Origin of the sequence: Mycobacterium sp. pW045, from assembly GCF_041287085.1 — a bacterium.
In the GTDB taxonomy this organism is placed as follows: Bacteria; Actinomycetota; Actinomycetes; order Mycobacteriales; family Mycobacteriaceae; genus Mycobacterium; species Mycobacterium algericum_A.
This window is the reverse complement of the sequence record NZ_JBGGKU010000006.1, coordinates 306,284-333,202: the sequence shown is the minus strand read 5'-3', so window position 1 is coordinate 333,202 and position 26,919 is coordinate 306,284. Positions and strand designations below refer to the sequence as shown.

21 protein-coding genes and 1 tRNA gene are annotated in these 26,919 nt (G+C 70.9%); 9 read left to right on the top strand and 13 right to left on the bottom strand.

All coding sequences use genetic code 11. The annotated features are described in order from the left end of the window. Positions 1-29 precede the first annotated feature (29 nt). Both ACAG20_RS12555 and ACAG20_RS12550 read right to left on the bottom strand, forming a co-directional pair. Positions 30-2,645 carry an AAA family ATPase gene (locus tag ACAG20_RS12555; protein WP_370492739.1) on the bottom strand — a complete coding sequence of 872 codons (2,616 nt, stop codon included), beginning with the start codon at positions 2,643-2,645 and terminating at the stop codon, positions 30-32. Further along, a complete protein-coding gene (locus ACAG20_RS12550) occupies positions 2,642-3,787 on the bottom strand; it encodes an exonuclease SbcCD subunit D (RefSeq protein WP_370492738.1) in 1,146 nt (381 codons plus the stop codon). The genes ACAG20_RS12555 and ACAG20_RS12550 overlap by 4 nt, the downstream gene beginning before the upstream one ends. 232 nt (positions 3,788-4,019) lie before the next feature. Between ACAG20_RS12550 and ACAG20_RS12545 the strand changes: the two genes are divergently transcribed. Further along, positions 4,020-4,526: a histidine phosphatase family protein gene (locus ACAG20_RS12545; protein WP_370492737.1), complete on the top strand. Its 507-nt coding sequence runs from the start codon at positions 4,020-4,022 to the stop codon at positions 4,524-4,526. Positions 4,527-4,558: 32 nt separating this feature from the next. Here ACAG20_RS12545 and ACAG20_RS12540 read toward each other — a convergent pair whose 3' ends face one another. From ACAG20_RS12540 to ACAG20_RS12530, 3 genes are all read right to left on the bottom strand, one after another. Continuing rightward, entirely contained in the window at positions 4,559-4,768 is a 210-nt protein-coding gene (locus ACAG20_RS12540) for an excalibur calcium-binding domain-containing protein (protein ID WP_370492736.1), read from the bottom strand. Positions 4,769-5,003: 235 nt separating this feature from the next. Continuing rightward, positions 5,004-5,549, bottom strand: coding sequence for a DUF3558 domain-containing protein (locus ACAG20_RS12535; protein ID WP_112687604.1), 546 nt, complete (start codon positions 5,547-5,549; stop codon positions 5,004-5,006). After that, positions 5,546-6,043 (bottom strand): DUF3558 domain-containing protein, encoded by a 498-nt coding sequence (locus ACAG20_RS12530; protein ID WP_370492766.1) that lies wholly within the window; start codon positions 6,041-6,043, stop codon positions 5,546-5,548. The genes ACAG20_RS12535 and ACAG20_RS12530 overlap by 4 nt, the downstream gene beginning before the upstream one ends. A gap of 173 nt (positions 6,044-6,216) precedes the next feature. Here ACAG20_RS12530 and ACAG20_RS12525 point away from each other — a divergent pair, with 173 nt between their 5' ends. Both ACAG20_RS12525 and ACAG20_RS12520 read left to right on the top strand, forming a co-directional pair. Beyond that, complete coding sequence (locus ACAG20_RS12525; RefSeq protein WP_370492735.1) at positions 6,217-7,959, top strand: ABC transporter ATP-binding protein; 1,743 nt, start codon at positions 6,217-6,219, stop codon at positions 7,957-7,959. Between the two features lie 11 nt (positions 7,960-7,970). Then, positions 7,971-9,836, top strand: a complete 1,866-nt coding sequence (locus ACAG20_RS12520) for an ABC transporter ATP-binding protein (RefSeq protein ID WP_370492765.1) — start codon at positions 7,971-7,973, stop codon at positions 9,834-9,836. Positions 9,837-10,008: 172 nt separating this feature from the next. On the opposite strand, the gene ACAG20_RS12515 is transcribed toward ACAG20_RS12520, so the two are convergent. Next, positions 10,009-10,986 (bottom strand): NAD(P)H nitroreductase, encoded by a 978-nt coding sequence (locus ACAG20_RS12515; RefSeq protein WP_370492734.1) that lies wholly within the window; start codon positions 10,984-10,986, stop codon positions 10,009-10,011. Between the two features lie 221 nt (positions 10,987-11,207). Beyond that, positions 11,208-12,320, bottom strand: a complete 1,113-nt coding sequence (locus ACAG20_RS12510) for an adenylate/guanylate cyclase domain-containing protein (protein WP_370492733.1) — start codon at positions 12,318-12,320, stop codon at positions 11,208-11,210. 33 nt (positions 12,321-12,353) lie between these two features. Between ACAG20_RS12510 and ACAG20_RS12505 the strand changes: the two genes are divergently transcribed. Further along, a complete protein-coding gene (locus tag ACAG20_RS12505; RefSeq protein ID WP_370492732.1) occupies positions 12,354-13,508 on the top strand; it encodes a MalY/PatB family protein in 1,155 nt (384 codons plus the stop codon). Here ACAG20_RS12505 and ACAG20_RS12500 read toward each other — a convergent pair. Beyond that, the gene (locus ACAG20_RS12500; protein ID WP_370492731.1) at positions 13,505-14,335 is read right to left on the bottom strand and encodes a DUF6597 domain-containing transcriptional factor; all 831 of its coding nucleotides are present in this window, start codon (positions 14,333-14,335) and stop codon (positions 13,505-13,507) included. The two genes, ACAG20_RS12505 and ACAG20_RS12500, sit on opposite strands and share 4 nt — an antisense overlap. Before the next feature lie 27 nt (positions 14,336-14,362). Here ACAG20_RS12500 and ACAG20_RS12495 point away from each other — a divergent pair, with 27 nt between their 5' ends. The 4 genes from ACAG20_RS12495 (at position 14,363) to ACAG20_RS12480 (ending at position 21,461) form a co-directional block, all read left to right on the top strand. After that, on the top strand, positions 14,363-14,833 hold the full coding sequence (locus ACAG20_RS12495) for a VOC family protein (protein WP_370492730.1): 471 nt from the start codon (positions 14,363-14,365) through the stop codon (positions 14,831-14,833). A 22-nt stretch (positions 14,834-14,855) separates the two neighbouring features. Next, positions 14,856-15,302 carry an HIT family protein gene (locus ACAG20_RS12490; RefSeq protein WP_370492729.1) on the top strand — a complete coding sequence of 149 codons (447 nt, stop codon included), beginning with the start codon at positions 14,856-14,858 and terminating at the stop codon, positions 15,300-15,302. Positions 15,303-15,305: 3 nt separating this feature from the next. Then, positions 15,306-15,767, top strand: a complete 462-nt coding sequence (locus ACAG20_RS12485; RefSeq protein WP_370492728.1) for a nitroreductase family deazaflavin-dependent oxidoreductase — start codon at positions 15,306-15,308, stop codon at positions 15,765-15,767. A gap of 132 nt (positions 15,768-15,899) precedes the next feature. Beyond that, positions 15,900-21,461: a PGRS repeat-containing protein gene (locus tag ACAG20_RS12480; RefSeq protein ID WP_370492727.1), complete on the top strand. Its 5,562-nt coding sequence runs from the start codon at positions 15,900-15,902 to the stop codon at positions 21,459-21,461. Positions 21,462-21,643: 182 nt separating this feature from the next. Here the strand turns inward: ACAG20_RS12480 and ACAG20_RS12475 are convergent, their stop codons facing one another. Beyond that, on the bottom strand, positions 21,644-22,273 hold the full coding sequence (locus tag ACAG20_RS12475) for a GNAT family N-acetyltransferase (RefSeq protein WP_370492726.1): 630 nt from the start codon (positions 22,271-22,273) through the stop codon (positions 21,644-21,646). Positions 22,274-22,681: 408 nt separating this feature from the next. Beyond that, positions 22,682-23,650 carry an NAD(P)H-quinone oxidoreductase gene (locus tag ACAG20_RS12470; protein WP_370492725.1) on the bottom strand — a complete coding sequence of 323 codons (969 nt, stop codon included), beginning with the start codon at positions 23,648-23,650 and terminating at the stop codon, positions 22,682-22,684. 24 nt (positions 23,651-23,674) lie between these two features. On the opposite strand from ACAG20_RS12470, the gene ACAG20_RS12465 reads away from it, so the two are divergent. Continuing rightward, positions 23,675-23,761, top strand: a tRNA-Ser gene (locus tag ACAG20_RS12465). Between the two features lie 241 nt (positions 23,762-24,002). On the opposite strand, the gene ACAG20_RS12460 is transcribed toward ACAG20_RS12465, so the two are convergent. From ACAG20_RS12460 to cynR, 3 genes are all read right to left on the bottom strand, one after another. Beyond that, positions 24,003-25,175 carry a Fic family protein gene (locus ACAG20_RS12460; protein WP_370492724.1) on the bottom strand — a complete coding sequence of 391 codons (1,173 nt, stop codon included), beginning with the start codon at positions 25,173-25,175 and terminating at the stop codon, positions 24,003-24,005. 216 nt (positions 25,176-25,391) lie between these two features. Continuing rightward, entirely contained in the window at positions 25,392-25,823 is a 432-nt protein-coding gene (locus tag ACAG20_RS12455) for a hypothetical protein (protein ID WP_370492723.1), read from the bottom strand. A gap of 130 nt (positions 25,824-25,953) precedes the next feature. Beyond that, positions 25,954-26,859, bottom strand: coding sequence for a transcriptional regulator CynR (cynR, locus tag ACAG20_RS12450; protein WP_370492722.1), 906 nt, complete (start codon positions 26,857-26,859; stop codon positions 25,954-25,956). Positions 26,860-26,919: the final 60 nt, after the last annotated feature.

Here is a 26,919-nt window from a genome sequence, read left to right as displayed (position 1 = left end):
GGCACCGCGGCCACATCGTGGCGAAATAGTTAGGCACTCAAGTCGATCCGGTGCGCATCCTTGACGCTGCGGTAGCGGTCCGGGCTGCAGGTCAACACGATCACCTGGCCCTGCGCGCCCACGGCGTCGAACACCGCGCCCATCTTCTCCAGCCGGTCGGGGTCGGTAAAGCCCAGTGCGTCGTCGATCACCACCGGGACACTGTCCTCCTTGGCGACCAGCGCCGCGCCCGCGAGCCGGGTCAGGATGCCGAGCTGTTCCTTGGCCCCACCCGACAGCGACTCGTAGGGCACGGTGCGCCCGTCGAGGGTGCGGGCGCAGATCTTCAGGTCGGTGTCGACCTCGACTTCGAAGTCGGCGCCGAAGACGTGTACGCCCAGCCGCTGGATCTCGGCGCGGAACGGTTCGACGTAGCGCAGCCGGGTGTCGTCACGATGCCGGATCATGGTCGACCGCAACAGGGCTGCCGCCCGGGCCCGCCGACCGATCCGATCGTGTTCGGCCGCAGCGTGTTCCCGCGCGCTCTGGGCGGCATCGAGTTGGCCCTTGCGGCCCTCGGTGCCGAACACCGCCAGTTCGACCTCGACCTGGTGCAGTTCGCGGGCGGTCTCGGCGTGCCGGTCCTCCAGTGCCTGCACTTGCTGCGCCGCGTCGGCAAGTTCGGCCTCGACCAACTCGGGGGCGGCGGCGGCCAGTCGCTCGCAGACCTCGGCGAGGCGCTGCTGCGCGTCGTGCAGCGCCTGGCCGCTGGATTCGGCGGCGGCCGCCAGATCCTCATCACTGACCGACGCCCGCTCTTCGGTGAGGCGTTGGGTGACAGCCTCCAGCTCGGCGCGTTGGGTGGCGCCCTGGCTCTGGAGCAGCGTCACGCGGGTGGCGGCCTCGGTGCGTCGGGCCGCCGACTCCATGGCGGCCCGACGCCGGGTTTCGCAGTCGGCGTGGGCCTGGGTGCGCTGCGTCTCGGCGGCATCGCGTTCGGCGCGCGCGGCTTCGAGTGTGATGGCGGCGCCCAGCTCGGCGTGTTCGCCGCGCAGCTGCACCAGTCGGGTGCGCAGCTCCTCGACCGCGTCGTCGCCGCGCAACACCACCAGGGTGGCGGCCAGCTGATCACGGCTGCCCTGCAGCTCGCGGCGCCGCTGGTCGCCACGCCGGGCAGCAGCCAGATCCGCGACGCCGCCCGCTGCCAGGGCGGCAGCCAGTTCCTCTTGCGCCGCAGCGTGTTTGGTGGTGGCTTCCTGGGCGCTGTCGCCGGGCCTGACCCGCACGCTCAACAGCCCGGGCAACTCCACTTCGGCGCCCGCGGTGACCGGCGCCGACCAGCTCTGGCCGGCGGCCAACGGGGTGTACTCGCCACCGATCAGCAGTTCGACGTCGGCGGCCGCGGTGACTTCCAGGGTCGCCGAGATCGCGGCCAAGGCGGCCTGGGCGCGGTCGAGGGCGGCCGCGGCGTCCTCGATTCGGCGCAGCACCGGCTCGGTCACGGTGGTCGTGGCCAACTGCGCCACCACCTGCTCGAGGTCGTGTTCGGTGGCATCGATACGGCCCAACCGGGCTTCCAGCCGGGCGGCCTCGTCGCGGGCGGCGAGTTGGTCGACGACCCGGCGGGCGGTGTCGACGCGTTCGGTGGCGGCGGCCAGCAGCTGCACGGCTTCGGTCGCGGCGCCTTCCGCGGCGGTGGCTTCGGCCTCGGCGGTGTTGTGGGCTTGGGTGGCCTCGGCAAGCTCGCTGTCCAGCAGGGCGATCGCGGCCGCCCGGGATTGCAGTTCATCGCAGCGCCGTTGCCGTTCGGCGTGGGCGGTGCGGGCTGCGGCGCCGGTTGCTTCGGCCGCGGTGGCCACCAGTTGCGCGTCGCGCCGTTGGTCACGCAGCGCGGCGATGGCCTCCCCCGCGGCCTTCGCGGCACCGTGGCGGGCTTCAGCCGCCGCCCGGTCTTCGGTCACCCGGGCCAGCTGCTCGCAGAGTTCGGTGTGGCGAAGCACCCGGTCGTCGACCTCGGCGAGCCGGGCAGTGCAGTGCGCCACCTCGGCGTCGGCGGTCGCCAGCGCGGCAACCGCAGCGGCCCACTCGCCCGTCGGGCGTCCGGTGGGGGTGAAGTAGCGCGCGTATTCGGCGTCGATGCGTTCGATGAGAACGGGTTCGGTACCGCTGGGAGTGGCGGTGTCACCGGCGGCGACATCCAGCGCGCGAGACAGCGCGTCGCAGCCGGACAAATCCACCGCGGCCGTCGAGGCGGCCTGCAGCACCCGTTGTGCCTGCCACAGCCCGGTGTCCATGGTCTCGTCCAGCATGGCCCGGACCCGCTCGTGGGCCTCGTCACCGGTGAGCTGCTCCCGGCGGGGTTCCAACACCGTCAGCTGCGTGCGGGGCGCCTTATGGAAGCGTTTGTGGTAGACGAACCGGTAAGGGCCGGTGCTGATTTCGGCGGTGACTTCCGCGCCGACGTCGGCGTGGGTCGGCTTGACCTGTTTGACATCCTTCTTGGCAGAGCGATCCTTGGACTCCAGCAGCAGGTCCAGCGCCTCGATCATCGAGGACTTGCCGATCTCATTGGCGCCGGCAACCACCACCACACCGTGATCAGGAAAGTCGATCTCGCGGTGCGCCACGCCGCGATAGTTGGTCAGGGTCAGCCGGTGCAGTCTCATGCCGCACCCCGGTCGACGAGCCGCAGCAACAGTGCCAGCGCGGCGTGGGCGTCATCGGCGCCGTCGGTGTCACCGGCGCGGGCGGCGGCCACCAGTTCCTCGACCGCGTCGGCGGCGAACCCACCGAGCCCGAGGTCGGTGAACTCCCCGTCGGCGGGCACCACCGCCAGGTCGGTGTGGCGGTTCCAGGTGCCCGCCCAGGCGAACAGCCGCGCATACCGGTCCAGGCACGCGTCGAGGGCGGCCCGGTCGGTGACGCTGAGCGAGCCCGTCAGCGCCAACTGCACCACGGTGCGGTCCTTGTCGGGCAGCTGGTCGAGGTTGATGTCCAGGTCGGCGACGTCGCGGCCGGTGTCCAGTTGGCGGTGCAGCGTGATGAACCGCCACCTGCCCAGCCGGTGGGACTCGACGCTGACCGCGCCGCTGGTCTCGTCGATGTCGACGGCCAGCACGTGGCCGGGGTCGGGTTCGATGTCGTCGTAGTTGGTGACTTCCGGTGAGCCGGAGTACCAGATCCGGCCGGTGGCACCGACCCGGGTACGGGAGTGCTTGTCCCCCAAGGCGACGTAGCGAATCACGCCGCGGTCCAGCGCGTCCTCCAGCACGGCGAGCCGGATTAGCGCCGGGTTGGTCGGGTCGGGGTCGAGCACGTCGACGCCGCCGTGGGCCAGCAGGATCCGGGTGGTGCCGTCGGCGGGCAGGCCCTCTAGCGCCGCGGCCGCCAAGTCGCAGGTGGGCCGTTTGGCGGGCCACGGTGCGGCGACGATCTCGACCCCGGGGCGCACCTGATGCGCCCCGGCGGTGTCGAGGACGACGACGTTGTCGGGGCGTTCGGCGGTGAACAACGCACTGGTGTAGACCGATGCGGCGTTGAGCGGGTCGTGGTTTCCGGGCAGCAGGTACACCGGAATCCCGATGGTGCGCATGGCTTCCAGTGATTGACTGACGACCTCGGGGGCGAGCTGATTGTCATCGAACACATCCCCGGCGACAACGACGAACTCTGCACCCGTCTGCGCGGCGAGCGCGCCGAGGCCGGCCACCGCGTCGCGCCGGGCCGCCGAATAGCGCGGCTGAGCGTCACCGGCCAGAAAGTGCCGGGTCATGCCGAGCTGCCAGTCGGCGGTGTGCAGGAATCGCATGTCTGTCGTCCTTTCACCTGGCTGGGGCCGGGCACCGCGAGTGTATGGCCGTCCACCGACAAGTCCGCGGACCCTGATCGGCAGGTCTCGGCGTGCGGGGACGACGCCGGTCCCGCACGTCACACCCGACACATCCGTCACGCCGCGGGCGCAGGTGGGCCGTCCGCAACGGCCGGCGCCGGCGACGTCGCGCCGCTCACCTCACCGGCCGCGCTGGCCTAACCTTGGGCGGATGAACGCCGCACCGCGCACGCTGATCCTGCTTCGCCACGCCAAGTCGGACTATCCGCCCGGGGTCGCCGACCATGACCGGCCGCTAGCCAAACGCGGGATACGCGAGGCCGGACTGGCCGGGGACTGGTTGCGCGCCAACGCGCCGACCATCGACCGGGTGCTCTGCTCGACGGCCACCCGTACCCGAAACACCCTGGAGCGCACCGGCATCGACGCTGCCGTCAGCTATCTCGACGAGCTCTATGACGCCATGCCCGGAACCGTCATCGCCGCGATCAACACCGTCGGTGACGACGTCGGCACCCTGCTGGTGATCGGCCACGAGCCGACGATGTCAAGCGTCGCGCTGGGGCTCGCGGGTGCAGCGGGCACCGACGCCGCTGTTGCCCAACAGATCTCGGAGAAGTTCCCGACGTCGGGCATAGCGGTGTTACGCGTCAGCGGTAGCTGGTCCGACGTGGAGCCACGGTCGGCGGCACTGGTCGGGTTTCACGTGCCGCGGTAGAGCCGTCAGGATCCCCATCGGGCCGCCCGGATTCACGGCTTGGGTTCGCAGGCCAAGCCGTCGCCGTCGCGATCCAGCTTGGACCGGTAGGCCTCGTCACCTTTCGGGATGTTGTAACGGCCGTCGGCATGGGCCTCGGAGCAGTTCTGGTACGGCGGGCCAGCCGAGACCGCCGGTGCGAGGACGGCGCCCATGGCCGCTGTGATCGCAGCTACCGCGGCGAGAAAAAGGTGACGCTTCATAGCAGCTGACTGTAGCGGTCCCGCACCGCCCCGACGCGGGATTCGGCTAGGGCACAGCGAATCCCAACGAACTGGTGCGCGCGACGAGGAGACGGACTTCGCCGGCTTGACCGCTGAGCGGATCCAGACGCGTCAAGACCGTCCCGACCGGGAGTTGTCGCTCGAAGCCGGGCACACATCCTGTCGGCCTGCGGCGCGACAAGCGATACGGCGACAGACCGCGACAGGACCGCGTCTACGAATTCGTCTGTAGCGTCAGTTCCATCAGCTTGATCGCCTGCTCGCACGCGTCGATGCCGGGCGCCTGCGGGTTCACCCACCAGCCGACCACACCGGCGGCGTCACTGGCCACCCCGCACGCACCGTTGGGATCAGCCGGACGCATCACGATCGACGGCACGCCCACGATCGACTTGTTCTCGATCTGATATTGCAAGAACTCGGCGACCTTGCGTTCGTTGTCCAGGCTGCCCTGCTCGAACCAGAACCGGGTGATGTCGATCAGCCCGGCCGGGTTGGCCGCCTGCCAGCGGCAGATCGCGCCGACGAAGGTGCTCTGGATGTCCAGCGGATCCGCCCCGACCGTCTTGGCCAAGATGTCGGTGGTCAGCACCTCGCACTCCTTGAGCAGGTTGGGGTACTGGCGTTCGGAGTTGTTGTTGCGCTGGGTGTCACCGGCACCGGCCTTGACCGCGGTGCCGCCCACCTCACGGGAGCAGCCCGTCAAGCTGATCATCACCGCCAACACGCAGGCGGCACTGGCGAGAATCCGGCGGCTCATTTGGCGTTCGCAATCGACTGGCGGGTCAGTTCCTTGGCGACGTCGCACGGGTCCGGGAACGGTTTCTGGGCGAAACTGACCGACCACTCGATGAAGTCGTCCTTGAACTGGATCCCGATCTCACACAGGTTGTCACCCATCGTCGGCGCGGTGCCGATCGCGATGAAGCCGCTGTGGCCGTCGATGTTGATGTCCTCCACCGACGTGCGCGACACCTCTTCGGTCTTGCGTTCCCGCCCGATCGGGCTGCCCCGATACCAGGAGAAGGAGAAGTGCGGGCCCATGATGCCGCCGCGGGCCAGCCACTGGCAGCCCGCCGAGTTCTGTGCGGTGTTCACCAGCCCGGACACCCGGGTCAGGTTGGTGACGGTCTCGTCGCTCACGCCCCCGCACTGCGGGAACAACGGCCCGTGGGTGCTCTGATCGGACTTCGACGCCGGTGACTCGCCGGACTGGGCTTCGGTCGAGCCGGAGTCAGAACACCCGGCGACCATCGGAATCACGGCAGCGACCGCCAAGGCCGGGACCGTCAGTTTGAGCCGCACACGATGCACTGTAGCGGCACCACCGACCACCAACCACGACACAGCGGGTGACCAGTGGCTTTGTGTCGCGCCGCGACCGTCGCTACCGCGGCCGGTGCACCCCGGTGTGCGACAGTAACCCCATGCTTCTGGCGCTGCTGCGCTGCTACATCAAGCCGTACCGGTGGCCGGTCGCGGCGCTGATGACGCTGCAGCTGATCAGCACGCTGGCCTCGCTGTACCTGCCGACCCTCAACGCCTCGATCATCGACGACGGGGTGGTGCGCGGCGACACCGCCGTCATCACCCGGCTGGGCGCGGTGATGCTGGCGGTCACCGGCCTGCAGGTGATGTGCGCAGTGGCGGCGGTCTACTTCGGGGCGCGTACCGGCACCGGTTTCGGCCGCGATCTACGCCGGGCGGTGTTCACCCGGGTCATCGGGTTCTCCGAGCGCGAGACCACCCGGTTCGGCACGCCGACGCTGCTGACCCGCACCACCAACGACGTCCGCCAGATCCAGCTGGTGGTGCAGTTGGGCGCGACCGTGCTGGTCGCCGCGCCGATCATGAGCATCGGCGGACTGCTGATGGCGCTGCACCAGGACGCCGGGCTGGCCTGGCTGCTGGCGGTGGCCGTGCCGGCACTGGCCGGGGCCAACTACGCGATCGTGGTGCGGATGCTGCCGCTGTTTCGCCGCATGCAGATGCTGATCGACAACATCAACCGGGTGCTGCGCGACCAGCTCACCGGGATCCGGGTGATTCGGGCGTTCGCTCGCGAGGCCCACGAGCAAGACCGGTTCGCCCGCGCCAACCACGCCCTGTCGGACACCTCGCTGGCCGTCGGGAACCTACAGGCGCTGATGCTGCCGGCCACCACGCTGATCATCAACGCCTCCAGCGTCGCGCTGATCTGGTTCGGCGGACTGCGCATCGACGCCGGACACATGCAAGTCGGCTCACTCATCGCCTTCCTGTCCTATTTCATGCAGATCCTGATGGCGGTGCTGATGGCCACCATGGTGGTGGCGATCCTGCCGCGCGCCTCGGTATGCGCCGAGCGGATCACCGAGGTGCTGTCCACCGAGCCGACGATCGGCACGCCGGCGCACCCGGTGACACCGGCTGTCGCCACCGGCGAGGTCCGGCTGGCCGGAGTGGGTTTCCGCTATCCCGGCGCCGACCGGGCAGTGCTGCGCGACGTGTCCGTTGTTGCGTCGCCCGGGACGACCACCGCGATCGTCGGCTCCACCGGGTCGGGGAAATCCACGCTGGTGTCGCTGATCTGCCGGCTGCGCGACGTCACCGAGGGCGCGGTGCTCATCGACGGCGTGGACGTGCGCGACCGCGACCCCGAACAATTGTGGTCGGGCATCGGGCTGGTGCCGCAACGCGGCTACCTGTTCTCCGGCACCGTCGCCGACAACCTGCGCTACGGCGCCCCGGCCGGCACATCGGTCAGCGATGAGCAGCTGTGGAAGGCGTTGCGGGTGGCCGCCGCCGACGATTTCGTGGCCGCACACCGTGACGGGCTGGCGATGCCGGTGGCCCAGGGCGGCATCAACCTGTCCGGCGGGCAGCGGCAACGGCTGGCGATCGCCCGGGCGGTGATCCGCCGGCCGTCGATCTATCTGTTCGACGACGCGTTTTCCGCGCTGGACACCCGCACCGATGCCGCGGTGCGCGCCGCCCTGGCAGAGGTCGCCACCGCGGCGACGGTGATCATCGTGGCGCAACGGATCTCGACGGTCACCCGGGCCGATCAGGTGATCGTCGTCGACGACGGGCGGGTGGTCGGCGCCGGCACCCACCAGCAACTGCTGGCTGGGTGCCCCGCCTACGCCGAGCTCGCCGAATCCCAGTCCTTGGCAGGTGAGCCGGCGTGACGGGCCCGGCGATGGATCCGGCCGCGCAGGCCGCCGATTTCTCGGTGACCGCGATGCGGCTGGTGCGCCGGATGGCCCCGCAGCGCCGGCTGATCGCCGCGGTGATCGGTTTGTCGCTGGCCGGTATTGCGATCGGGGTGGCCGGGCCGCGGATCCTCGGGCACGCCACCGATCTGATCTTCAACGGGGTGATCGGCCGCGGCCTGCCCGCGGGCATAACTAAGCAGCAGGCGATCGAGGCTGCCCGCGCCGCCGGCAACGGCACCTACGCCGACATGCTGTCCGGGATGGACGTGGTGCCCGGCGCCGGCGTCGACTTCGCCGCGGTGGCACGCACCTTGGCGCTGGCGATGGGACTGTATCTGCTCGGCGCGGTGATGATCGGTACCCAGGCCCGGCTGCTCAACGCGATCCTGCAGCGCACGCTGCGCACGTTGCGCCGCGACGTCGAGGACAAGGTGCACCGGTTGCCGTTGCGCTACTTCGACACCCAGCGCCGCGGTGAGCTGCTCAGCCGGGTCACCAACGACGTCGACAACACCGCCACGTCGGTGTCGATGACGGTCAGTCAACTGTTCAGCTCGGTGCTGACCGTGCTGGTGGTGCTGGCGATGATGCTGTCCATCTCGCCGCTGCTGGCCGCGGTCACGCTGCTGGGGGTGCCGGTGTCGCTGCTGGCGGTGCGGTGGATCACCCGGCGTTCGCAACGACTGTTCGCCGCGCAGTGGGCTGCCACCGGGCGGCTCAACGCCCACCTGGAGGAGACCTACAGCGGCTTCACACTGGTGCGCACGTTCGGCCACCGCGACTGGGCGCAGCAGCGCTTCGATGAGCACAACGACGAGCTGTACCGGGCCGGGTTCGGCGCCCAGTTCTTCTCCGGTCTGGTGGCGCCGGCTACCGGGCTGGTCGGCAACCTCGGCTACGTGGCGGTCGCGGTGATCGGCGGCTTTCAGGTGGCGACCGGCCAGATCACCCTGGGCAGCATCCAGGCGTTCATCGCCTACGTGCGGCAGTTCAACCAGCCACTGGGCAACCTGGCGGGCATGTACAACACCCTGCTGTCGGGGGCGGCCAGCGCCGAGCGGGTGTTCGCGTTCCTCGATGAGCCCGAGGAGCCGGCGGCACCGCCGTCGGTCAAGTCGCTCAACGGTTCCGGCGGCCGTGTCGAGTTTCGTGATGTCAGCTTCGGCTATCGGCCCGGCGTCCCGGTGATCGAAGACCTGTCACTGAGCATCGAGCCGGGCAGCACGGTGGCGATCGTCGGGCCGACCGGGGCCGGCAAGACCACCCTGGTCAACCTGCTGATGCGCTTCTACGAGGTGGATCGCGGGCAGATCCTGATCGACGGGGTGGACATCGCAGCCGTGGACCGCGCCGCGCTGCGGTCGTCGATCGGCATGGTGCTGCAGGACACCTGGCTGTTCACCGGGACCATCGCCGACAACATCGGCTACGGCCGCCCCGACGCCACCGAGGACGAGGTGCTCGCGGCCGCGCGCGCCGCCCACGTCGACGCCTTCGTCCGCACCCTGCCGAAGGGCTATGCCACCCGGGTCAGCGACGACGGCGCCGGCATCAGCGCCGGGGAGAAACAGCTGATCACCATCGCGCGGGCCTTCCTGGCCCGCCCGCAACTGCTGATCCTCGATGAGGCGACCAGCTCGGTGGACACCCGCACCGAACTGCTGATCCAGCGGGCGATGCGCGAATTGCGCCGGGACCGAACGAGTTTCATCATCGCCCACCGACTGTCCACGATCCGCGACGCCGATGTGATCCTGGTGATGCAGGCCGGCCGCATCATCGAACAGGGCACTCACGCCGAGCTGCTGGCCCGCCGCGGGGCGTACTGGGCGATGGCCGAAGACAGTTGAGAATTCGGGTCAGATCCCCCATTGCTGACCAGTGGTCACCGGCGTAGATTCGTGCCCGAAGCAGGCCCGGTCGTGACCGATCCGAAGAGCTGGTCCAGTGGGTGGAAGCCAGCCGCGCAGGAAGTGTGAGACGCCCCCCACGTCCTTCCGGGCCTGCCCCATGTCTCGCCGATCAGCCCTTGACGTGCAGCACCTCGGCGAGCGCACGTCGCGGTGTCGGCTCCGGCGCCTTCTCCAGCGCCGGTGTGCCGCCGATCCGGATCAGGACCTGCGGTAGGTCATCGCGACCGGCCACCCCGGCCAGCATGGCCCGCCCGGCCGGCACCTCGGTCACATGCGTCACCGGGCAGGTGGCCAAGCCCGCCATCGTGCATTCCAGCAGCACCGCCGAGAGCGCCTCACCGCAGGCCAGCGTGTCGGACGGATTGTCAGTGGCCGTCGATAGCAGCACGATCGTTGCGTGGTCGTCGCCGACCTCGACACGACGCTCCCGATTCCGGGTGACCGGGAAGGCGCGCCCGATGTCGACCCGGTCGCTTTCGGCGGCCGACACCAGCGCGCTCTGCGGAATCCCATCCCGGACCTCGAACGGTGCCGTCCACCAGTTGATTTCGGCGTGATATGCCGCGTCGTAGAGTCGCAGCGCCTCGGAGAGCTGGGACACCTCGGCCAGCTTGGAGCGCACCTCGTCGCCGAGCACGCACAGCCGCACCGGATCGTCGACGCTGCCACGCAGCACCGCCTCGAACGGCTCCCAGTTGCTCGGCGCCATAAACGGCAGCCGATCAGTGTGCCGCAGCAGGATCGCGTTGGCCCGATAGCGCTGCACATCGCTGACGCGCCCGCCGGGGGTGAAGCCGATCGAGGCCAGGTGGTCCGGCCGCTGCGCATCCGGGAACCGCTCCACCTCGGCTGTCCAGCCGGCGGCGGCCATCGCCACCCGCAGGTGATCGAGCACCGCGCCGCAACTGATCAACGCCTCGCGCGCCGACTGATCGCCGTGCACCGCTCGAGTCGGTTCCAAGAACAATTCCAGTCGGCCGCGCTCGGCAACCCATCGCCACGGCTGGCTGTTGTGCAGCGACGGCGCCCGGCATGCCAGCCGCACCGCTTCGGTGAGAACCTCGAGATCGACCATCGTGTCCGGCATCAGCCACCTCCAGCAGCCCCGTTGCCCCTAGGCTCCCAGTCCGGGCGCAGCCGCGACAGGGGCCGTTGGTCACCGGCCGGTCGGCGTTGGTCCGCAGCCCGCGTCCGTCGTCGCCGATTGCCGACCATGTCGTCAGCTGCCCGCTTCACAGCGACAAATTGACGCGTTGTCGCTACGGGGCGGGCAAAAATCATGCGCCCGGGAGCCGGGACGGACAGCGCTCAGGCCGGTGCAGCACGCCGAACCCGGAACACGCTGACCTCGCCCTTGATGCCTTTGAGGTGTCGCGCCCCGGCGAACGACCAGCGGAAGGCGTCGTCATCGGCGAGTGCCGCCTGCACCGGCCCGGCGACCAGCACCGACCCGGGACGCGCCGCCCCGGTCACCCGGCTGGCCAGGTTCACCGGGCTGCCGAACCAGTCCCCGACCCGGCTCACCGCCTCCCCCGCCGCGACGCCGGCGCGCAGCCGCGGCAGGCTCTCATCGGCCGCGGCCGCCTCGACCAGCCGCAGCACCGCATCGACCAGGGGCGCCGGCTCCGGGCAGACGAACATCACCGCGTCGCCGATGGTCTTGATGAACCGCACCGGCGGAACGGCGATCTCCCGCGCCAGCCCGGTCAGGCGCTCGGCGAGCTGGACCAGTTCCTCGGGCGGGACCAGCTCGCCGAGCCGGGTGAAGCCGACCAGGTCGGCGAACGCGACGGTGATGTGCCGCGCACCAGGCAAGGGTGCGCCCGCGGCCCGCTCCCCGGCGTTGACGGCGTCGGTGTCGAACTGATGACGCAGCTGCATCAGCAACATGTCCTGCACGAACGGGCCCAGCAGCGGCGCCAGCCGGCCCACCAGCTCCTGGGAGCGTTGCGCGATCTGCAGCTCGGTGGCGCCCGGCTCCACGATGGCCGCCAGCATCGCCACACGCATCGGGTCGACGGCGTGCGCCAACCCGTCGGCCAGCACCCGCAGCGTCTGCAGGGCGTGCTCGACATCGATGCCCGCCTCGATGAATCGACGGGCATGCACCGCGATGTTGCCGTCGGCGCGCATCTGCACCGCCGCATCGGGATCGTCCACCCAGGGCAGCCCGACCGCGCGCTGCAGGCGCTGCAGCAGCTCGAGGTCCACTCCGGCGGATTCGCTGATCTCACGCGCCGAGACGTAGCTGCCGTCGTCACCGATCAGCCGCCGCGACGCCAACAGCATCGGGGACGCGGAGACGCGGATCTCCTCGGCGCTGATGCCCTGCCTCAGCAGCCATTCGATCAGTTCGGCGCGTTCGGCCCGCGCGTCGCCGTCTAGCCCGTCGAGCAGGTCGTCGATCTGGGGATCAGCCACGCCCGCAAACGTATCTCCCGGCAGACTGTCGGTGTGGCTGAAGTCTTCGACTCCCTGACCGACGAAAGGTTGCGGGCCCGCAACACCATCAAGTGGAACCACTACGACCCCGACGTGCTGCCGCTGTGGATCGCCGAGATGGACTTCCCCACCGCGCCGGCGGTGCTCGACGGGGTGCGGGCCTGGGCATCCGACGAGGAGTTCGGTTATCCGGCGCTGGGCTCGCCCGACCTTCCGGTGGCGACCGCGCGCTGGTGCGAGCAGCGTTACGGCTGGGCCGTGCGGCCCGAATGGGTGCGCACCGTGCCCGACGTGCTCAAGGGCATGGAAGTGGTCATCGCGTTTCTCACCCGCCCGGAGAGCCCGGTGGTGCTGCCGGTGCCGGCCTACATGCCGTTCTTCGACCTACTGCAGGTCGCCGGGCGGCAGCGGGTGGAGATCCCGATGTTGCAGCAGGATTCCGGACGCTACGTGATCGATCTGGATGCGCTGGACGCCGCGTTCGCCGCCGGCGCCGGGTCGCTCATCCTGTGCAATCCGAATAATCCGCTGGGCACCGCGTTCACCGCCGCCGAGATCAGCGCGATCGTCGAGATCGCCGCGCGTCACGGGGCCAGGGTGATCGCCGACGAGATCCACGCACCGCTGGTCTACGACGGCCGCCACGTGCCCGCCGCCTCGGTCTCCGAGGCCGCCGCCGACACCGTCGTCACGCTGATGTCGGCCTCCAAGGGCTGGAACCTGCCCGGTCTGATGTGCGCCCAGGTGATCCTGACCAACCAGCGCGACGTCGACGCGTGGCGCCGCATCAACATGCTGCACGTCATGGGCGCTGCCACCGTCGGCATCCGCGCCAACATCGCCGCCTACCGCCACGGCGCCGACTGGCTCGACGGCTTGCTGACCTACCTGCGGGCCAACCGCGACCACCTGAGCAAGGTGCTGCCCGCGGCGGTGCCGGGGCTGCGGGTCAACCGGCCCGAGGCCACCTACCTGGCCTGGGTTGACTTCCGGGAATTGACGCTGCCCGCCGAGCCGGCCGACTACCTGCTGACCAACGCACGCGTGGCATTGAGTCCCGGCATCCCGTTCGGGGCCGGGCCCGGCTTTGCGCGGCTGAACTTCGGCACCACCCGAGCGATCCTGGACCGGGCCATCGACGCGATGGCCGGCGCGCTCAACGGCTAGGCGCCGTAGCGGGCGGCATATTCACCCGGGGTGCAGCCCAGCATCAAACGGAAATCGTTGACGAAGTGCGGCTGGTCATACCAGCCGAGCCGCACCGCCAGATCGGCGAAATCCGTCGCGGGATGGGTCTCGATCTCCAGCGCCGCCTGCTGAAGCCGGTAGCGGCACAGCACCCACTTCACCGGCACCCCGACGTAGCGTCGGAACACCCGCTGCGTGGTGCGGGTACTCCAGGGCGAGACGTCCATCACCTGTTCGACGCGGCGCAGACCGTCATCTTCGCGAATCCGGTCCACCAGGGTGCGCAATGCCCGGTAGGTGCGGTCCGGCTCGGGCGCCGCGGCGGCGATCAGCCCTTCGAGGGCGGCCGAGACCGTGGCAACATCCTCGTCGAGAACCCATGACTCGCCGGCCAATTCGGTGTGCGCCGCCACCACCGTGTCGGTGAGCGCGCCGGCATCGCGCCCGAACCGCGCGGCGTAGCCGCCGGGCCGGAACCGGGCGCCGACCACCGCGCCGCACCCGCTGATCCGGGTCTGGAACACCCGCGTGACGACGCCGTGCACCAGCGTCGCCGGCAGCCGGTGGCCGTGCCGCAGCTGATCGGTCCCCCACTCGTGGGTCAGGTGCACCGCCGGGAAGGTGATCACCGTGTTGTCGTGCGGATCGCGGCCGCGCAGATCCCAGCGGACCGACCAGAAATGCTCGACGAATTCGTCGTTCGGCGGTGTCGGAGCCCAACGGGTCAGATCGAAAGCCGACGTCGAACCGGCACGGCCCACCACGCCAAGCTGCGCCTGCGTTGTCGTGTTTTTACAAGATCGCACCCCGCCGAGGGTACGAAACTCGGGACCATGACCGTCAATCCGATTCCCCCGGGCTACACCAGCCTGACCCCGTTCCTGTGCGTCGGCCGCGCCGCCGACGCGATCGACTTCTACACCGCGGTGTTCGGCGCCACCGTTATCGACCGCATGGACGGACCGGACGGCACCGTTGCGCACGCCGAACTCGACTTCGGCAACGGCCGGCTGCAGCTGTCGGATCCGCAGCCGGACTACCGACTGACCGCGCCCGGCGAGGACGGTGACGTCGTCACCCACTCAATGGCGCTGTACTGCCCCGATGTGGACGCCGTCGTCGCCCGCGCCGCGCAGGCCGGTGCCGTCATCCGCGAACCCGCACAGACCTTCGTCACCGGGGACCGGTTCGCCTCGATCCGCGACCCGTTCGGGCAACGCTGGACCGTGATGACCCGCGTCGAGGACATCTCACCCGCCGAGCGGGACCGGCGACTGTCGCAGTGGGCCGAGCAGGGCCGCTGAGCGCAGCCGCTACGGTGGCGACATGTCCTGCGTGTTCTGCGCCGTGGTGGCCGGCGACGCCCCGGCCGTGCGGATCTTCGAAGACGACGACTACCTGGCGTTCCTCGACATCCGGCCGTTCACCCGCGGCCACACCCTGGTGATCCCCAAACAGCATTTCGTCGACCTGACCGACACCCCGGCGCAAACCCTGGCCGGCATGGTCGCGGTCGGCCAGCGGGTTGCCCGGGCGGCTCGGGCGTCCGGGCTGCACGCCGACGGCAACAACCTGGCGATCAATGACGGCACGGCGGCGTTTCAGAGCGTGTTCCACATCCACCTGCACGTGGTGCCGCGTCGCGGTGTCGGTCTGGGCGCCAAGCTGTCCTTCGCCAAGGGCATGCTGGTGCGCCGCGACCCCGACCGCGAGCACACCGGGGAGCTGCTGCGCGCGGCGGTGGCACGGTTGGACGCTGCTGCGCCAGACTGAGTCATGGACATTTCCAGCTGGGTCGAGGATCAACTCGGGGTGCGACTGCTGCGCCTGCACAACAAGCTGTATCAGGGCACCAACGGACGGATCGGGCACCGGTTTCCCGGCCTCCCTCCCAGCCTGCTGTTGCACACCGTCGGCGCCAAGACCGGCCAGGCCCGCACCAATTCACTGACCTACGCCCGAGACGGGGACACCTACCTGATTGTCGCGTCGATGGGCGGGGCGCCGCGCTCTCCCGGCTGGTACCACAATCTCAAGGCGCACCCGGACGTCGAGATCAATGTCGGGCCGCGACGCTTGGCCGTCACGGCGCGGCCGGTGCTGCCCGACGACTCCGACTATGCCCGGCTGTGGCAGATCGTCAACGCCAACAACGCCCACCGTTATGAGGCCTACCAGCGGCGCACCTCCCGGCCGATCCCGGTGGTGGTCTTGGCACCCAGGGTCGCGTCCACTTAACCGTCCGTGTTTCTGCCTGCGGATTCCACTTGTCCGTTGTTCAGTGCTTGCTTAGGTAGTACTTTGGCTGGACCACGCTGTCGCGCGTGGGCCTACGGGCAGGCTTCGCCCTCGATCTAGGCAAGGTGGGCGATGCGCCGACGTAATTCAAAGCCAAGTCACCGGCGCCGGACCCGCACCGCGATCGGCGCCGTGCTGGCCGCCGGCGCCATCGGCGGGACGTTCGGGCTCGGCCCCGTCGCTCCCGCACCGTCGGCGCACGCCGATGCGGACCTGGACTGGCTCATCGACCTGTTCACGCCGGGGGTGGCCGCCGACTCCGACCCATTCGACGCCGCGGCACTGTTCGACCAGTTCATCTACGACCCGCTGCACGCCCAACTCCAGGCCTGGATCACCAGCCCCTTCGGCGAACAGATCAACGACGGCATCAACCAGCTGCTCGGGTCCTACGTGATCGGCAACGGTCTCGACGGGACGGCGGAGAACCCCAACGGCGGCGCCGGCGGCCTGTGGTTCGGCGACGGCGGCAACGGCTACGACCAGAGCGCGGCCGGGGTGGCCGGCGGCAACGGCGGGGCAGCCGGCATGTTCGGCGACGGTGGAGCCGGCGGTGACGGCGGCGCCGGTGCCGCCGGAGGTATCGGTGGCGCCGGCGGATCGATCATGGGCAACGGCGGCGCCGGCGGCGACGGCGGGATCGGTGTCAACGGCGGTGTCGGCGGGGCCGGTGGAGCCGGTGGTGACGCGATCGCCTGGTGGTTCGGCAACGGCGGCGCCGGCGGCAACGGCGGGATCGGCGCCACCGGGGTGGCCGGGACAGCCGGCTTCGCCGGCGGCGCCGGCGGCGTGGGCGGTGTCGGCGGCGCGGGCGGCTCCAGCCTGTCGGCCCAATACGGCGACGGCGGCCGCGGCGGAACCGGTGGCGCCGGCGGCACCGGCGGGGCAGGCGGCTCGGGATCGAACGGGGCCGACGCGGCCGTCGCCGGCGGCAACGGCGGCAACGGCGGCAACGGCATGCAGGGCGGCACCGGCGGCACGGGCGGCAACGGCGGCGCGGGCGGCGAGGGCGCCGAGGGCGCTGCGGCCGGTCTGGCGGGCATCGGCGGCGTCGGCACGGACGGCGTCGGAGCGGACGGCAACGACGGCGCGGCCGGCGTCGGCGGTGATGGCGGTGCCGGTGGAAACGGTGGCGCCGGTGAGGGCGTGATCGCCGGCACCGACATCGGCCAGGCCGGCGGCACCGGCGGCCAAGGCGGTAACGCCGCGCTGACCGGCAACGGCGGCGCCGGCGGTGACGGCGGTGCGGGTGCGGCAGGCGAGGCCGGGATCACCGACCTCGACGGCAACGGCACCAACGGCACCCACGGCGGCGCCGGCGGCTGGGGCGGCCTGGGCGGCGCGGGAGGCACGATCTCCGGTGACGGTGGCGCGGGCGGTAACGGCGGCGTCGGCGGGGCCGGTGGCAACGCGGGCCACGGTGCCGCGGGCGTCGACGGCGCCGTGGTCACCTCCGGCAGCGGCGCGTCCGGGGCCGACGGCACCGACGGCGGCAACGGCGGGATCGGCGGTAACGGCGGGGTCGGCGGTAGCGGTGGCGCCGGTGGTACCAGCACCGGCGGCAACGCCGGTGCGGACGGTGCCGGTGGCGCCGGCGGTGATGCCGGCAACGCCGGCAATGCCGGCAACGGTGGCCGCGGGGCCGATGGCGCCGGCGGCGGCACCGGTGCTGTCGCGGGCTCCGGCGGTAACGGCGGCGCCGGTGGCGACCGCGGTACGGCGGGCACGGCCGGTGAAGGCGGCTGGAACGCCGGGAACACCACCCAGGCGAGCAGCGGCAATGCCGGTGCCGGGGCCGTGGGCGGCAACGGCGGCGCCGGCGGCAAGGGCGGCACCGGTGTGCTGCTGGCCGACGGCACGGCGCAGCAGGGCGGTGCCGGCGGTCACGGTGGTGACGCCGGAACGATCGGCAACGGTGGTGCCGGCGGTAACGGTGGCGCCGGTGCCCAAGGCGCAACCGGATCGACCGCTACCGCCAACGGCGGAACCGGTGGCGACGGTGCGGCCGGCGGTAGCGCGGGCAACGGCGGCAAGGGCGGCTCGATCTCCGGCAACGGCGGTCTGGGCGGCGTCGGCGGCGCCGGCGGCAACGGCGGCACCGGCGGCGCGGGTATCGCGGGCATTGCGGGCAGCGATGCTGCCGCAGGCAGCGGCGGCAACGGCGGCGACGGCACCAACGGTGGTAACGGCGGCGCCGGTGGTAATGGCGGTGCCGGCGGCAGCGGCGGCAAGGGCGGTAGCGCAACCAACGGCACCGCCGGCCTCAACGGTTCCGGTGGCATTGGCGGCAACGGTGGCAACGCCGGAGCCGCGGGCGACGGCGGCAGGGGCGGCCACGGTGCGGGCGGTGGCGCGAACGACACCGCCGGCCACGGCGGCAACGGCGGTGTCGGTGGCGACCGCAGCACCGGCGGCGCTGCCGGCAAGGGCGGCCTGAACGGTGACGGCGTCACCTACCGGGCCGGCGGTACGGCCGGCGGCGACGGCGGCGGAGGCCATGGTGGCGCCGGTGGTAACGGTGGTACCGGCGGGCTTCTCGCCGACGGCGTGACCGGCCAGGCCGGCGGCTACGGCGGTAACGGTGGCGCGGCCGGCGCGATCGGCACCGGCGGCGTCGGCGGCGCCGGCGGTGCCGGCGGTAACGGTGTGGCCGGCGGGACCGACGTCGACGGCAACGGCACCACCGGCGGTAACGGCGGTGTCGGCGGCCACGGCGGTAACGGTGGCGCAGGTGGCACCACATCGGGTGCGGCGGGCGCCGGTGGTGCGGGCGGCACCGGTGGCAGTGGCGGTAACGGCGGCGACGGCGTGTTGGGTGTCGCCGGCGGCACCGGTGGGAACGGCGGTCTGGGCGGCAACGCCGCTGCCGGTGGCGCCGGCGGTCTGGGCGGCGATGCAACCAACGGTGCCGGTGGCGTCGGCGGTGCCGGCGGTAACGCCGGTGCGGCCGGTAACGGTGGTGCAGGCGGCCACGGCGGTGACGGCGGCATTGACGCCACCGCCGGAAACGGCGGCCACGGCGGCGACGGCGGCAACCGCGACCTCGGTGGTGCCGGTGGTGCCGGTGGCACCGGTGTGGGCGGCCAGGCAGCTGCCGGCCAGGACGGCACCAACGGTTCCGGCGGTGACGGCGGTGCCGGCGGCAACGGCGGTCAGGGCCAGACCTTGCCGGACAGCACCGCTCAGGACGGTGGCGCCGGCGGTAAGGGCGGCAACGCGGGCACGATCGGCACCGGTGGCGCCGGTGGTAACGGTGGCGCCGGCTCTGCCGGCATCGACGGAATCACCGACGGAGCCGGCGACGGCACCCACGGCACGGCCGGCGGCAACGGCGGTAGCGGCGGCCAGGGTGGTCTCGGCGGAAGCATCCTCGGTGACGGCGGTGCCGGTGGTCTCGGTGGCGGCGGCGGTGCCGGCGGCAACGGCGGTGCCGGTGACAATGCCGCTGCGGGCGCGGATGCAGCGGCCGGCAGCGGCGACAACGGCGGTGACGGCGGTGACGCCACCAGCACCAACGGCAACGGCGGTAACGGCGGTAACGGCGGTGCCGGCGGTGCCGGCGGTGCGGCGACCAACGGCAGCGCGGGTGTTGACGGCGCCGGTGGCGTGGGCGGCGCCGGTGGTAACACCGGCGACGGTGCCAACGGCGGCAACGGCGGTGCGGGCGCCGGCGGCGGCGCCAACGACATTGCCGGAAGCGGCGGTAACGGCGGCCACGGCGGTATCGCGGGCACGGCCGGCCAGGGCGGTGCCGGTGGCACCGGTGGTGACGGCACCGCGGCCGAGAGTGGTTCGGACGGCGCCGTGCTCGGCGGTAACGGCGGTGACGGCGGTGCCGGTGGCGATGGCCAGATCGTGGGCAACGTCAGCCAGGCCGGTGGTCACGGCGGTTCCGGTGGCGCGGCGGGCACGGTCGGCCAGGGCGGTAACGGTGGCGACGGCGGTGCCGGTGCGGCCGGCCTGGCCGGGGTGACCGAGGCGTCCGGCGACGGCACCGACGGCACAGCTGGTGCGGCCGGCGGTAACGGCGGCGTCGGTGGTGCCGGTGGCACCAACGGTGGCGACGGCGGCGCGGGCGGCCAGGGTGGTGCCGGTGGTGTCGGTGGTGTCGGTGGCAACGCCGCCGACGGCACCGCGGGAGCCAATGCTGCGGCAGGAAGCGGCGCCAACGGCGGCACCGGCGGTGACGCCACTGGAGCGGCCGGTAACGGCGGTGCCGGTGGTGCCGGTGGTACCGGTGGTGTCGGTGGTGTCGCTAACGTCGGCAACAACGGTGCCGACGGGGACGGCGGCATCGGCGGCGACGGCGGTGCGGGCGGCAACGCCGGCGTGGGCGGTCGCGGTGGCGACGGTGCAGGCGGCGGGACCAATGCCATTGCCGGCTCCGGCGGCGCGGGCGGCAACAGCAGCAGCACCGCCGGTGCGGGCGGCGAGGCCGGGGCCGGCGGGTTTGCCGGCGACGGCGTCACTCAAGCCGATGACGGCGCGGTGGGCGACGGTGGTGCGGTTGCCGTCGGTGGCACCGGCGGTAACGGCGGCAACGGTGTGACGCTCGGCAGTGGCCTCCCGCAGGCCGGCGGCCACGGCGGTGTCGGCGGCAATGCCATCGGTGAGTACGGCAACGGCGGTACCGGCGGTAACGGCGGAACCGGCGCCAACGGCACCTCGGGAACCAATGCCACCAACGGGGCCGGCGCGGCCGGCGGCAACGGCGGTAACGGCGGTGCGGCCGCCCAACACGGCATCGGTGGCACCGGCGGTAACGCCGGTGACGGCGGCAACGCCGGCAACAACACCTCGGTGGGCGCGAACGGCGGCACCGGCGCGGTGACCAAGGACCCGAACGGCAACTCCATGCCTGGTGGGCCCGGCGGCCAGGGGGCCAAGGGCGCCACCGGGTTCGCCGGTGGTGCGGGCGGCACCGGCGGTGTCGGTGGTGCCGGTGGCACCGTCTCCGGTGACGGCGGCGAGGGCGGCCTCGGCGGCAACGGCGGCATCGGCGGCAAGGGCGGTACCGGTGGTAACGGCGGCACCGGCGGTGCCGGTGGTGCCGGCGGTCTCGGCTTGCCCGGGCGTACCGGCGGTACCGGCGGCGAGGGCGGCCAGGGCGGCGACGGCGGCGTCGGCGGCAACGCCGGCCAGGGCGGTGCCGGTGGTGTGGCGCTCGGTGACGGCCAGTCCGGTGCGCACGGAGCCGGCGGTGTCGGCGGCAAGGGCGGCACGGGCGGCGCGGCGGGCGTCGGCGGTAACGGTGGCGCCGGTGGCGCCGGCTACAACGGCCTGGCTGGTCAGGGCACCGGCGGTGGCGGCACCGGCGGCAGCGGTGGCAGCGGTGGCACCGGTGGCACCGGCGGTCAGGGCGGTCTGAACGCCGACGGCACCACCGCGCAGGGCGGGTCCGGCGGCCAGGGCGGCAAGGGCGGCAACGGCGTCAACGGTGCCTCCAAGCCCAGCAAGTCCAACTGGGCCGGCAGCGGCGGCGACGGCGGCCGCGGTGGTGCCGGTGGCACCAACGGCGACGGCGTTGCCGGTTCGTCGGGTCAGGCGGGTGTCGCCGGCAGCAAGGCCGTCAGCGGTAGCAGCACCGTCGGTAAGGGCGGCACCGGCGGCGCCGGCGGTGTGGGCGCACCGTAAGCTCCCGCGCCGGAGGGGATTTCCCGTAACGACCGAGTGCCCGGTCCGACTGCTGTCGGACCGGGCACTCGGTCGGTTGTAGCGGGCGCGGATCTGGTCCGTTGCGTTGCCGGCGGCACCGACAACAAAGGCGGTGACGGATGGAAGATCCGTCACCGCCCTCGTTTACGGCGGCTGGCGTGCTACAGCGTCTCGCGATGGCCCGGGATGTCGTCGGGGGTTCGCGGCCACGCGAACACCGCGATCCGCTGATCCCATTTGGCCATGTAGTGCTCGCCGAGGAACGCCCCCTGACGCCGCTCCCAGGCGCGGCGCCCGTAGGAATTCGGGTCGGCGTTGGTGTCTCCGATGATCCGCCGGCACTGCGGTTCGACGTCGAACACGCCTTCGACGAGCGCTTTGAACAGGATTATCCCGTGCCCGCGTTTGAGCATGTCGAACTCGCCGAAGGCGATATGCAACCCCACATCGTAGGGATCGGCGGCGTAGACGGTGGCGAGGTCATCCTGTGCGGCCCGGAACAACTCCATGTATGCCATTGGCCGGCCGTCGATGCTGATGACGTACGGGCGCGAATAGTTGGCGCCGTATTGGACTTCCATGTGCTGGCGCCACTGATCGGCCGGGTAGGCGTAGTTCCAGGTCTCCGCCAGATGCGGCCGGTTCATCCAGTCGGAGATCAACTCGGCGTCGCCGGCCGGGTCGGCGTAACGCACGCTGTACGGGTCGGGGAACACCGGCAGCGGCGGCGGCGGAACCATCAGAATCTCGTCCGGTAGATCAACCCGCTGCCGCGGCATACGTGTACTCATCGCGCACCCGAATCCGTTGTAGCCGACGTGGTTTCGGTCGCCATGACACTTGCCTCCTGAAAGTCCGTTGACGGCAGCGCCGTCGCCAATCGGTTCACCGATGATGCTACGTCCACGCGCGAGCGTGCGGGTCTGTACGCCGACACGCCGCACAAACTGACATTCGACGCACGCTCGCCGCTTTAGACCGTCAACACGGCAACCGCGCGCCGATCACCGGCTTGATGCGGCCATCGGCCGGCATCGGCCACACTTCTCGGTCCGCGGTGCGACGACGGCGGCCCTGCCGCGCGGGCCCACCACCGGCCGACCGCGCAGCGCGGTGCCGATCGCCTCGGCGCCCAGCTCGCGGCAGATCGGCCTCACCACAGTGGAACTCGTGGTGCATGGCCGTGCCGGTTCGCGCCGCTAGACGGTCAGCACGACCTTCCCGGTCACCTCACCCGATGCCAGCAGCCGATGTGCGTCGGCGGCCTGCTCGATCGGCAACCGCGCGCCGATCACCGGCTTGATGCGACCGTCGGCCAGCATCGGCCACACCTTGTCGGTCACCGCTGCGACGACGGCGCCCTTGCCGCGAGGGCCCTCCACCGGCCGGCCGCGCAGCGCGGTGCCGATCACCCCGGCGCGCTTGCCAATCAGCTTGCCGATGTTGAGCTCGCCCTTGACCCCACCCTGCATACCGATGATGACCAGCCGCCCGTCGTTGGCCAGCGCATCGATATTGCGGTCCAGATACGCCGCGCCCATGATGTCCAGGATCACGTCGGCGCCGCCGGCCTCGCGGATCCGCGCGACGAAGTCCTCGTCGTGATAGTTGATGGTGACCTCGGCGCCCAGCTCGCGGCAGAGCGCCAGCTTGGCTTCCGAGCCGGCGGTCACGGCCACCCACGCCCCGAGCTGGCGGGCCACCTGAATGGCGTGACTGCCGACCCCGCTCGCCCCGCCGTGCACCAGCAACTGCTGGCCCTCGGACAGGCCCGCCGTCTGCACCAGGTTCGACCAGACCGTGCAGGCCACCTCCGGCAGGCCGGCGGCGTCCAGCAGATCCACGCCCGCGGGAATCGGCAGTACCTGTGGTGCCGGCACCGCGACGTACTCGGCGTAGCCGCCGCCGGATAGCAACGCGCAAACATCTTGTCCGACAGCCCAATCGGCGACGTCATCACCCAGCGTCGCAACCACCCCGGAGACCTCCAGCCCGATGGTGTCGCTGGCTCCCGGGGGCGGCGGGTACTTGCCGGCGGCCTGCAGCAGGTCGGCGCGGTTCACCCCGGCCGCGGCGACGCGGATCAGCACCTCACCGGGGCCGGGCTGGAGATCGGGAACCTCCCGCCAGGACAACACATCAGCGGACTCGGCGACGATGGCATGCATGGTGGCCAGGGTACGATTTCCCGCGGTGGCGTGGCAGAGCGGCCTAATGCACTCGCCTTGAAAGCGAGAGACGGCTAAAACCGTCCGGGGGTTCAAATCCCTCCGCCACCGCCGGTCGAGGATGGTTTCCGGGCCAGTAGTCGAGGCTCGGAAGCCGCCTCAAGACTCTGACCCAGGATGCGGCCCGGACCGCGGCGCGGATCAGCTGTGCGGGTCGCGGAGATCCCGCGGCTTCGGGACGTAGCTCTCGAAAGCCGCGGCGAACTCGTCCTGGTGCGCGATGATCCAGGCGACGGTGCGGGGCGGTGTCATACCTTTGGATATAGCTGCCAGGCCACGTCAGCGGTGCTGATCAGCCGCGCCGTCCTGCCCGCTCGGCGAATGCGTCGAGTGCTTTGAGGACCTCCGGTGCCCGCCAGATCCGGTTGCGTGTCCGCCCCGAGGATTCGATGACAATCCCAGCCTCAGCCAGGGGATCGAGATAACGCCGTGGGTGATCGGTTCTCAGCCCGAGTTCGTCGCGTAGCAACACACTGTTGACGACCGGGCGTCGAGTCAGAAGGTCGGCGACTTTCCACACGGCCGAGTCCGATCGTGCGGTGAGCCGGTCATTCCAGCTGGACCGTATATCGCGCAGTTCGGTGATCAGTTGTCTTCCGTTGACGACGGCTCGGATGCTCGCCTGGGCGAACTTCTCGACGATCGGAACGGCATCGCCCTGGCGGTACGCGGTAAGCGCGTCGATGTAGCCCGCCGTGTCAGCGAGCAAGCCAGCCGAAACTGGAACGGTGACTTGGCGGGTTAAGCCCTTGTTACGCAACATCGCCTGGACCAGTGCGCGCCCGGTGCGTCCGTTGCCGTCAGTAAACGGGTGAATCGTTTCGAACTGGGCGTGCGTGATCGCAATCTGTGCCAGCAGCGGAGCGTCACCGCGCTGCGCGTAAGCGATCAGGTCATCGATCGCCGCTGGGACACGGGTGTGCTCAGGAGGGACGAACTCAGCTGCGATCGGACTATTGCCTCCCCCTATCCACACCGGTTCGGTTCGCCACTGTCCGGGCGTGTGCCGCGTCTGCCCTTTCAACAAGGCCGCGTGCATCGCCAGGATGGCCCCAGGTGTGATGGTGGCCGACAGTTCGATCGCGGCCTGCATCGCGGCAGTGTTGGCCACGATGAGTTCGGCGGTCGGCTTGCCCCTCCCGTTCGACAATTCGGCTTCGGCAATGGATCGAGCCGAGGCGGTGAGATTCTCGATTCGGGAACTGGCCGCAGACTCCGAACGCAACAGTACCGAGGCGAACGGCACGATTTCACCGCCAAGCTCGGCGTCGAAGCGAGCGATCTCGTGACTGGCATCCTCCATCTCGGCGTCAGCGGACGGCGGCAACGAAATATCCAGATCAGCGATGGTGACCGGGACCGCAGCCGAGTAGGGAGCTGCGCGACGGGAGCTTCGGGCGTACCCGAGATCGAGACTCGGCTGCCATTGCAGTGTCTCGTATGTCAGCGGAGCAAGTGTCGCCACGACGACATGATAGCGACACTTATCGGCTAAGTGTCGCTATCTCCGCGCGCAACCGCCACTTGGCCGACGGATCCCCCCGGGTGCACCCCATGGAGAACTATCTCGCGTCATCGCTCACAGATCACCCCGGCCGTGGGCCGGGGTGATCTGCTCGGGTCGGGTGCCGACCACCGCGTCGCGCGAAACGCGACAGCGAGCTGGCCGGCGGTGCCTGGCTCAGCCCACCAGACCGGGCTCCGCCTCACCGCTGCGCCGCCGCTGCAGCAGCACCGCCGACCAGCCCTGGTCTATCCGGAGGTGGCGCACCGCTTCGACGCCGTACTGGCGCAACGCGGCGAGAAACCACTCCCAGCGCAGATCGGTGCCCGGCTGGCCGGGTTCGCTGTAGACCACCCACGCGATGCGGCCGGAGCCGGCCGCGTGGTAGGCCGCACGCAGAAACGCCAGGTCCACCCGCCGGGTGGCGAACGCGATGACCACGTCGGCGTGGCCGGGATTCGCGCGACTGTTCGGCAGCAGCCGCAGCACGGAGTCGGCGGGGGCGTTGATCACCGCCACGCGGTGGTGGCGGTCGATGTCCAATGTCTGCTCGAGTTGGGCCAACCCCGGCGCGCTGGCGGGGTCGTCGTAGAGGGTGCTCGTCAGCAAGTGGTCACCCTGCCTTTCTCGTCCTCGACGTTTCCAGCTGTTTGAAAGCCGTTTACTCAGCCGACATTCAGCATGGGAGGCGGTCACCGTGCTGTCCAATACGCAGACCCACGCGGAGCTATTGGTCAGATCAATAGCTGCCGGTCGGGCCCTGTCGTGCGGCCACCACCGTGTCGAGCGTCTCGGTGAACGCTCGTGTCGCCGCGGACCGGTAGACGCCGGCCCGCTGCAGCAGTTGCACGGTGCGCGCCGGCAGCGGTGGCTGCAGCGGCACCGGGTGCAGATCAGCGCGTTCGCGGGCGATTGCATCGGGCAACACGGTGGCCACGACATTGCGGCGCACCAGCTCCAGCAACGCGCTGATCGAGTTCGATTCGATCGCGATGTGCTGCTGTACCTGGTGTTCGGCGAAATACTCGTCCACGTGCTTGCGCGTGGCGAAGTCCGAACTGAGCAGGCCGAGCGGCTCGTCGGCCAGTGCCGAGATCGGCACCGCCGTGGTCGCCGTCCCCAACGGATGATCCGTGCCGACGACCAGGCACAGCGTTTCGGTGAACAGTGTGCGGGTCTCGATCCCGGCAGCATGCTGGCCGTCGAAGCCGATTCCGAGGTCGAGCCGGTCCGCCAGTAGATCGGCCTCGACCCGATCCTGGTTGGTCTCCAGGACGGTCACCCTGATGCCGGGGTGGGCCACCCGGAAACTGTGGGTGAGCACGCCGACCAGGTACGCGGTGAACGTCGGCGTGACCGCGATCCGCAGGTGGCCGCGGGACAGATCCCGGACGTCGTGCACGGCCCGCGCGCCGGCCTGCAGATCCCGCATCGCCAGCCGGGCATGGTGCACATAGGCCGCTCCGGCGTCGGTGAGGCGGACGGTGCGCCCCGACCGGTCGAACAACTCCACGCCCAGAGTGCGCTCGAGCTGCTTGATCTGCTGCGACAGCGTCGGCTGGGAGACGTGCAGCGCCTCGGCGGCCCGGGTGAAGTTCTGGTGGTCGGCGACCGCCAGCAGGTATGTGAGGTGCCGCAGCTCCATCGACCAACTATAGGAATTATCGATAATCGGCGTCGGCGCTACCCGAATTCCGGCCGCGCC

What these genes read in the sequence shown, in the direction of transcription:
- ACAG20_RS12555 (WP_370492739.1), bottom strand. Translation starts at nt 2,645, where the DNA reads ATGAGACTGCACCGGCTGACCCTGACCAACTATCGCGGCGTGGCGCAC.
- ACAG20_RS12550 (WP_370492738.1), bottom strand. Translation starts at nt 3,787, where the DNA reads ATGCGATTCCTGCACACCGCCGACTGGCAGCTCGGCATGACCCGGCAC.
- ACAG20_RS12545 (WP_370492737.1), top strand. Translation starts at nt 4,020, where the DNA reads ATGAACGCCGCACCGCGCACGCTGATCCTGCTTCGCCACGCCAAGTCG.
- ACAG20_RS12540 (WP_370492736.1), bottom strand. Translation starts at nt 4,768, where the DNA reads ATGAAGCGTCACCTTTTTCTCGCCGCGGTAGCTGCGATCACAGCGGCC.
- ACAG20_RS12535 (WP_112687604.1), bottom strand. Translation starts at nt 5,549, where the DNA reads ATGAGCCGCCGGATTCTCGCCAGTGCCGCCTGCGTGTTGGCGGTGATG.
- ACAG20_RS12530 (WP_370492766.1), bottom strand. Translation starts at nt 6,043, where the DNA reads ATGGTCGCCGGGTGTTCTGACTCCGGCTCGACCGAAGCCCAGTCCGGC.
- ACAG20_RS12525 (WP_370492735.1), top strand. Translation starts at nt 6,217, where the DNA reads ATGCTTCTGGCGCTGCTGCGCTGCTACATCAAGCCGTACCGGTGGCCG.
- ACAG20_RS12520 (WP_370492765.1), top strand. Translation starts at nt 7,971, where the DNA reads ATGGATCCGGCCGCGCAGGCCGCCGATTTCTCGGTGACCGCGATGCGG.
- ACAG20_RS12515 (WP_370492734.1), bottom strand. Translation starts at nt 10,986, where the DNA reads ATGCCGGACACGATGGTCGATCTCGAGGTTCTCACCGAAGCGGTGCGG.
- ACAG20_RS12495 (WP_370492730.1), top strand. Translation starts at nt 14,363, where the DNA reads ATGACCGTCAATCCGATTCCCCCGGGCTACACCAGCCTGACCCCGTTC.
- ACAG20_RS12490 (WP_370492729.1), top strand. Translation starts at nt 14,856, where the DNA reads ATGTCCTGCGTGTTCTGCGCCGTGGTGGCCGGCGACGCCCCGGCCGTG.
- ACAG20_RS12485 (WP_370492728.1), top strand. Translation starts at nt 15,306, where the DNA reads ATGGACATTTCCAGCTGGGTCGAGGATCAACTCGGGGTGCGACTGCTG.
- ACAG20_RS12480 (WP_370492727.1), top strand. Translation starts at nt 15,900, where the DNA reads ATGCGCCGACGTAATTCAAAGCCAAGTCACCGGCGCCGGACCCGCACC.
- ACAG20_RS12475 (WP_370492726.1), bottom strand. Translation starts at nt 22,273, where the DNA reads ATGAGTACACGTATGCCGCGGCAGCGGGTTGATCTACCGGACGAGATT.
- ACAG20_RS12470 (WP_370492725.1), bottom strand. Translation starts at nt 23,650, where the DNA reads ATGCATGCCATCGTCGCCGAGTCCGCTGATGTGTTGTCCTGGCGGGAG.
- cynR (WP_370492722.1), bottom strand. Translation starts at nt 26,859, where the DNA reads ATGGAGCTGCGGCACCTCACATACCTGCTGGCGGTCGCCGACCACCAG.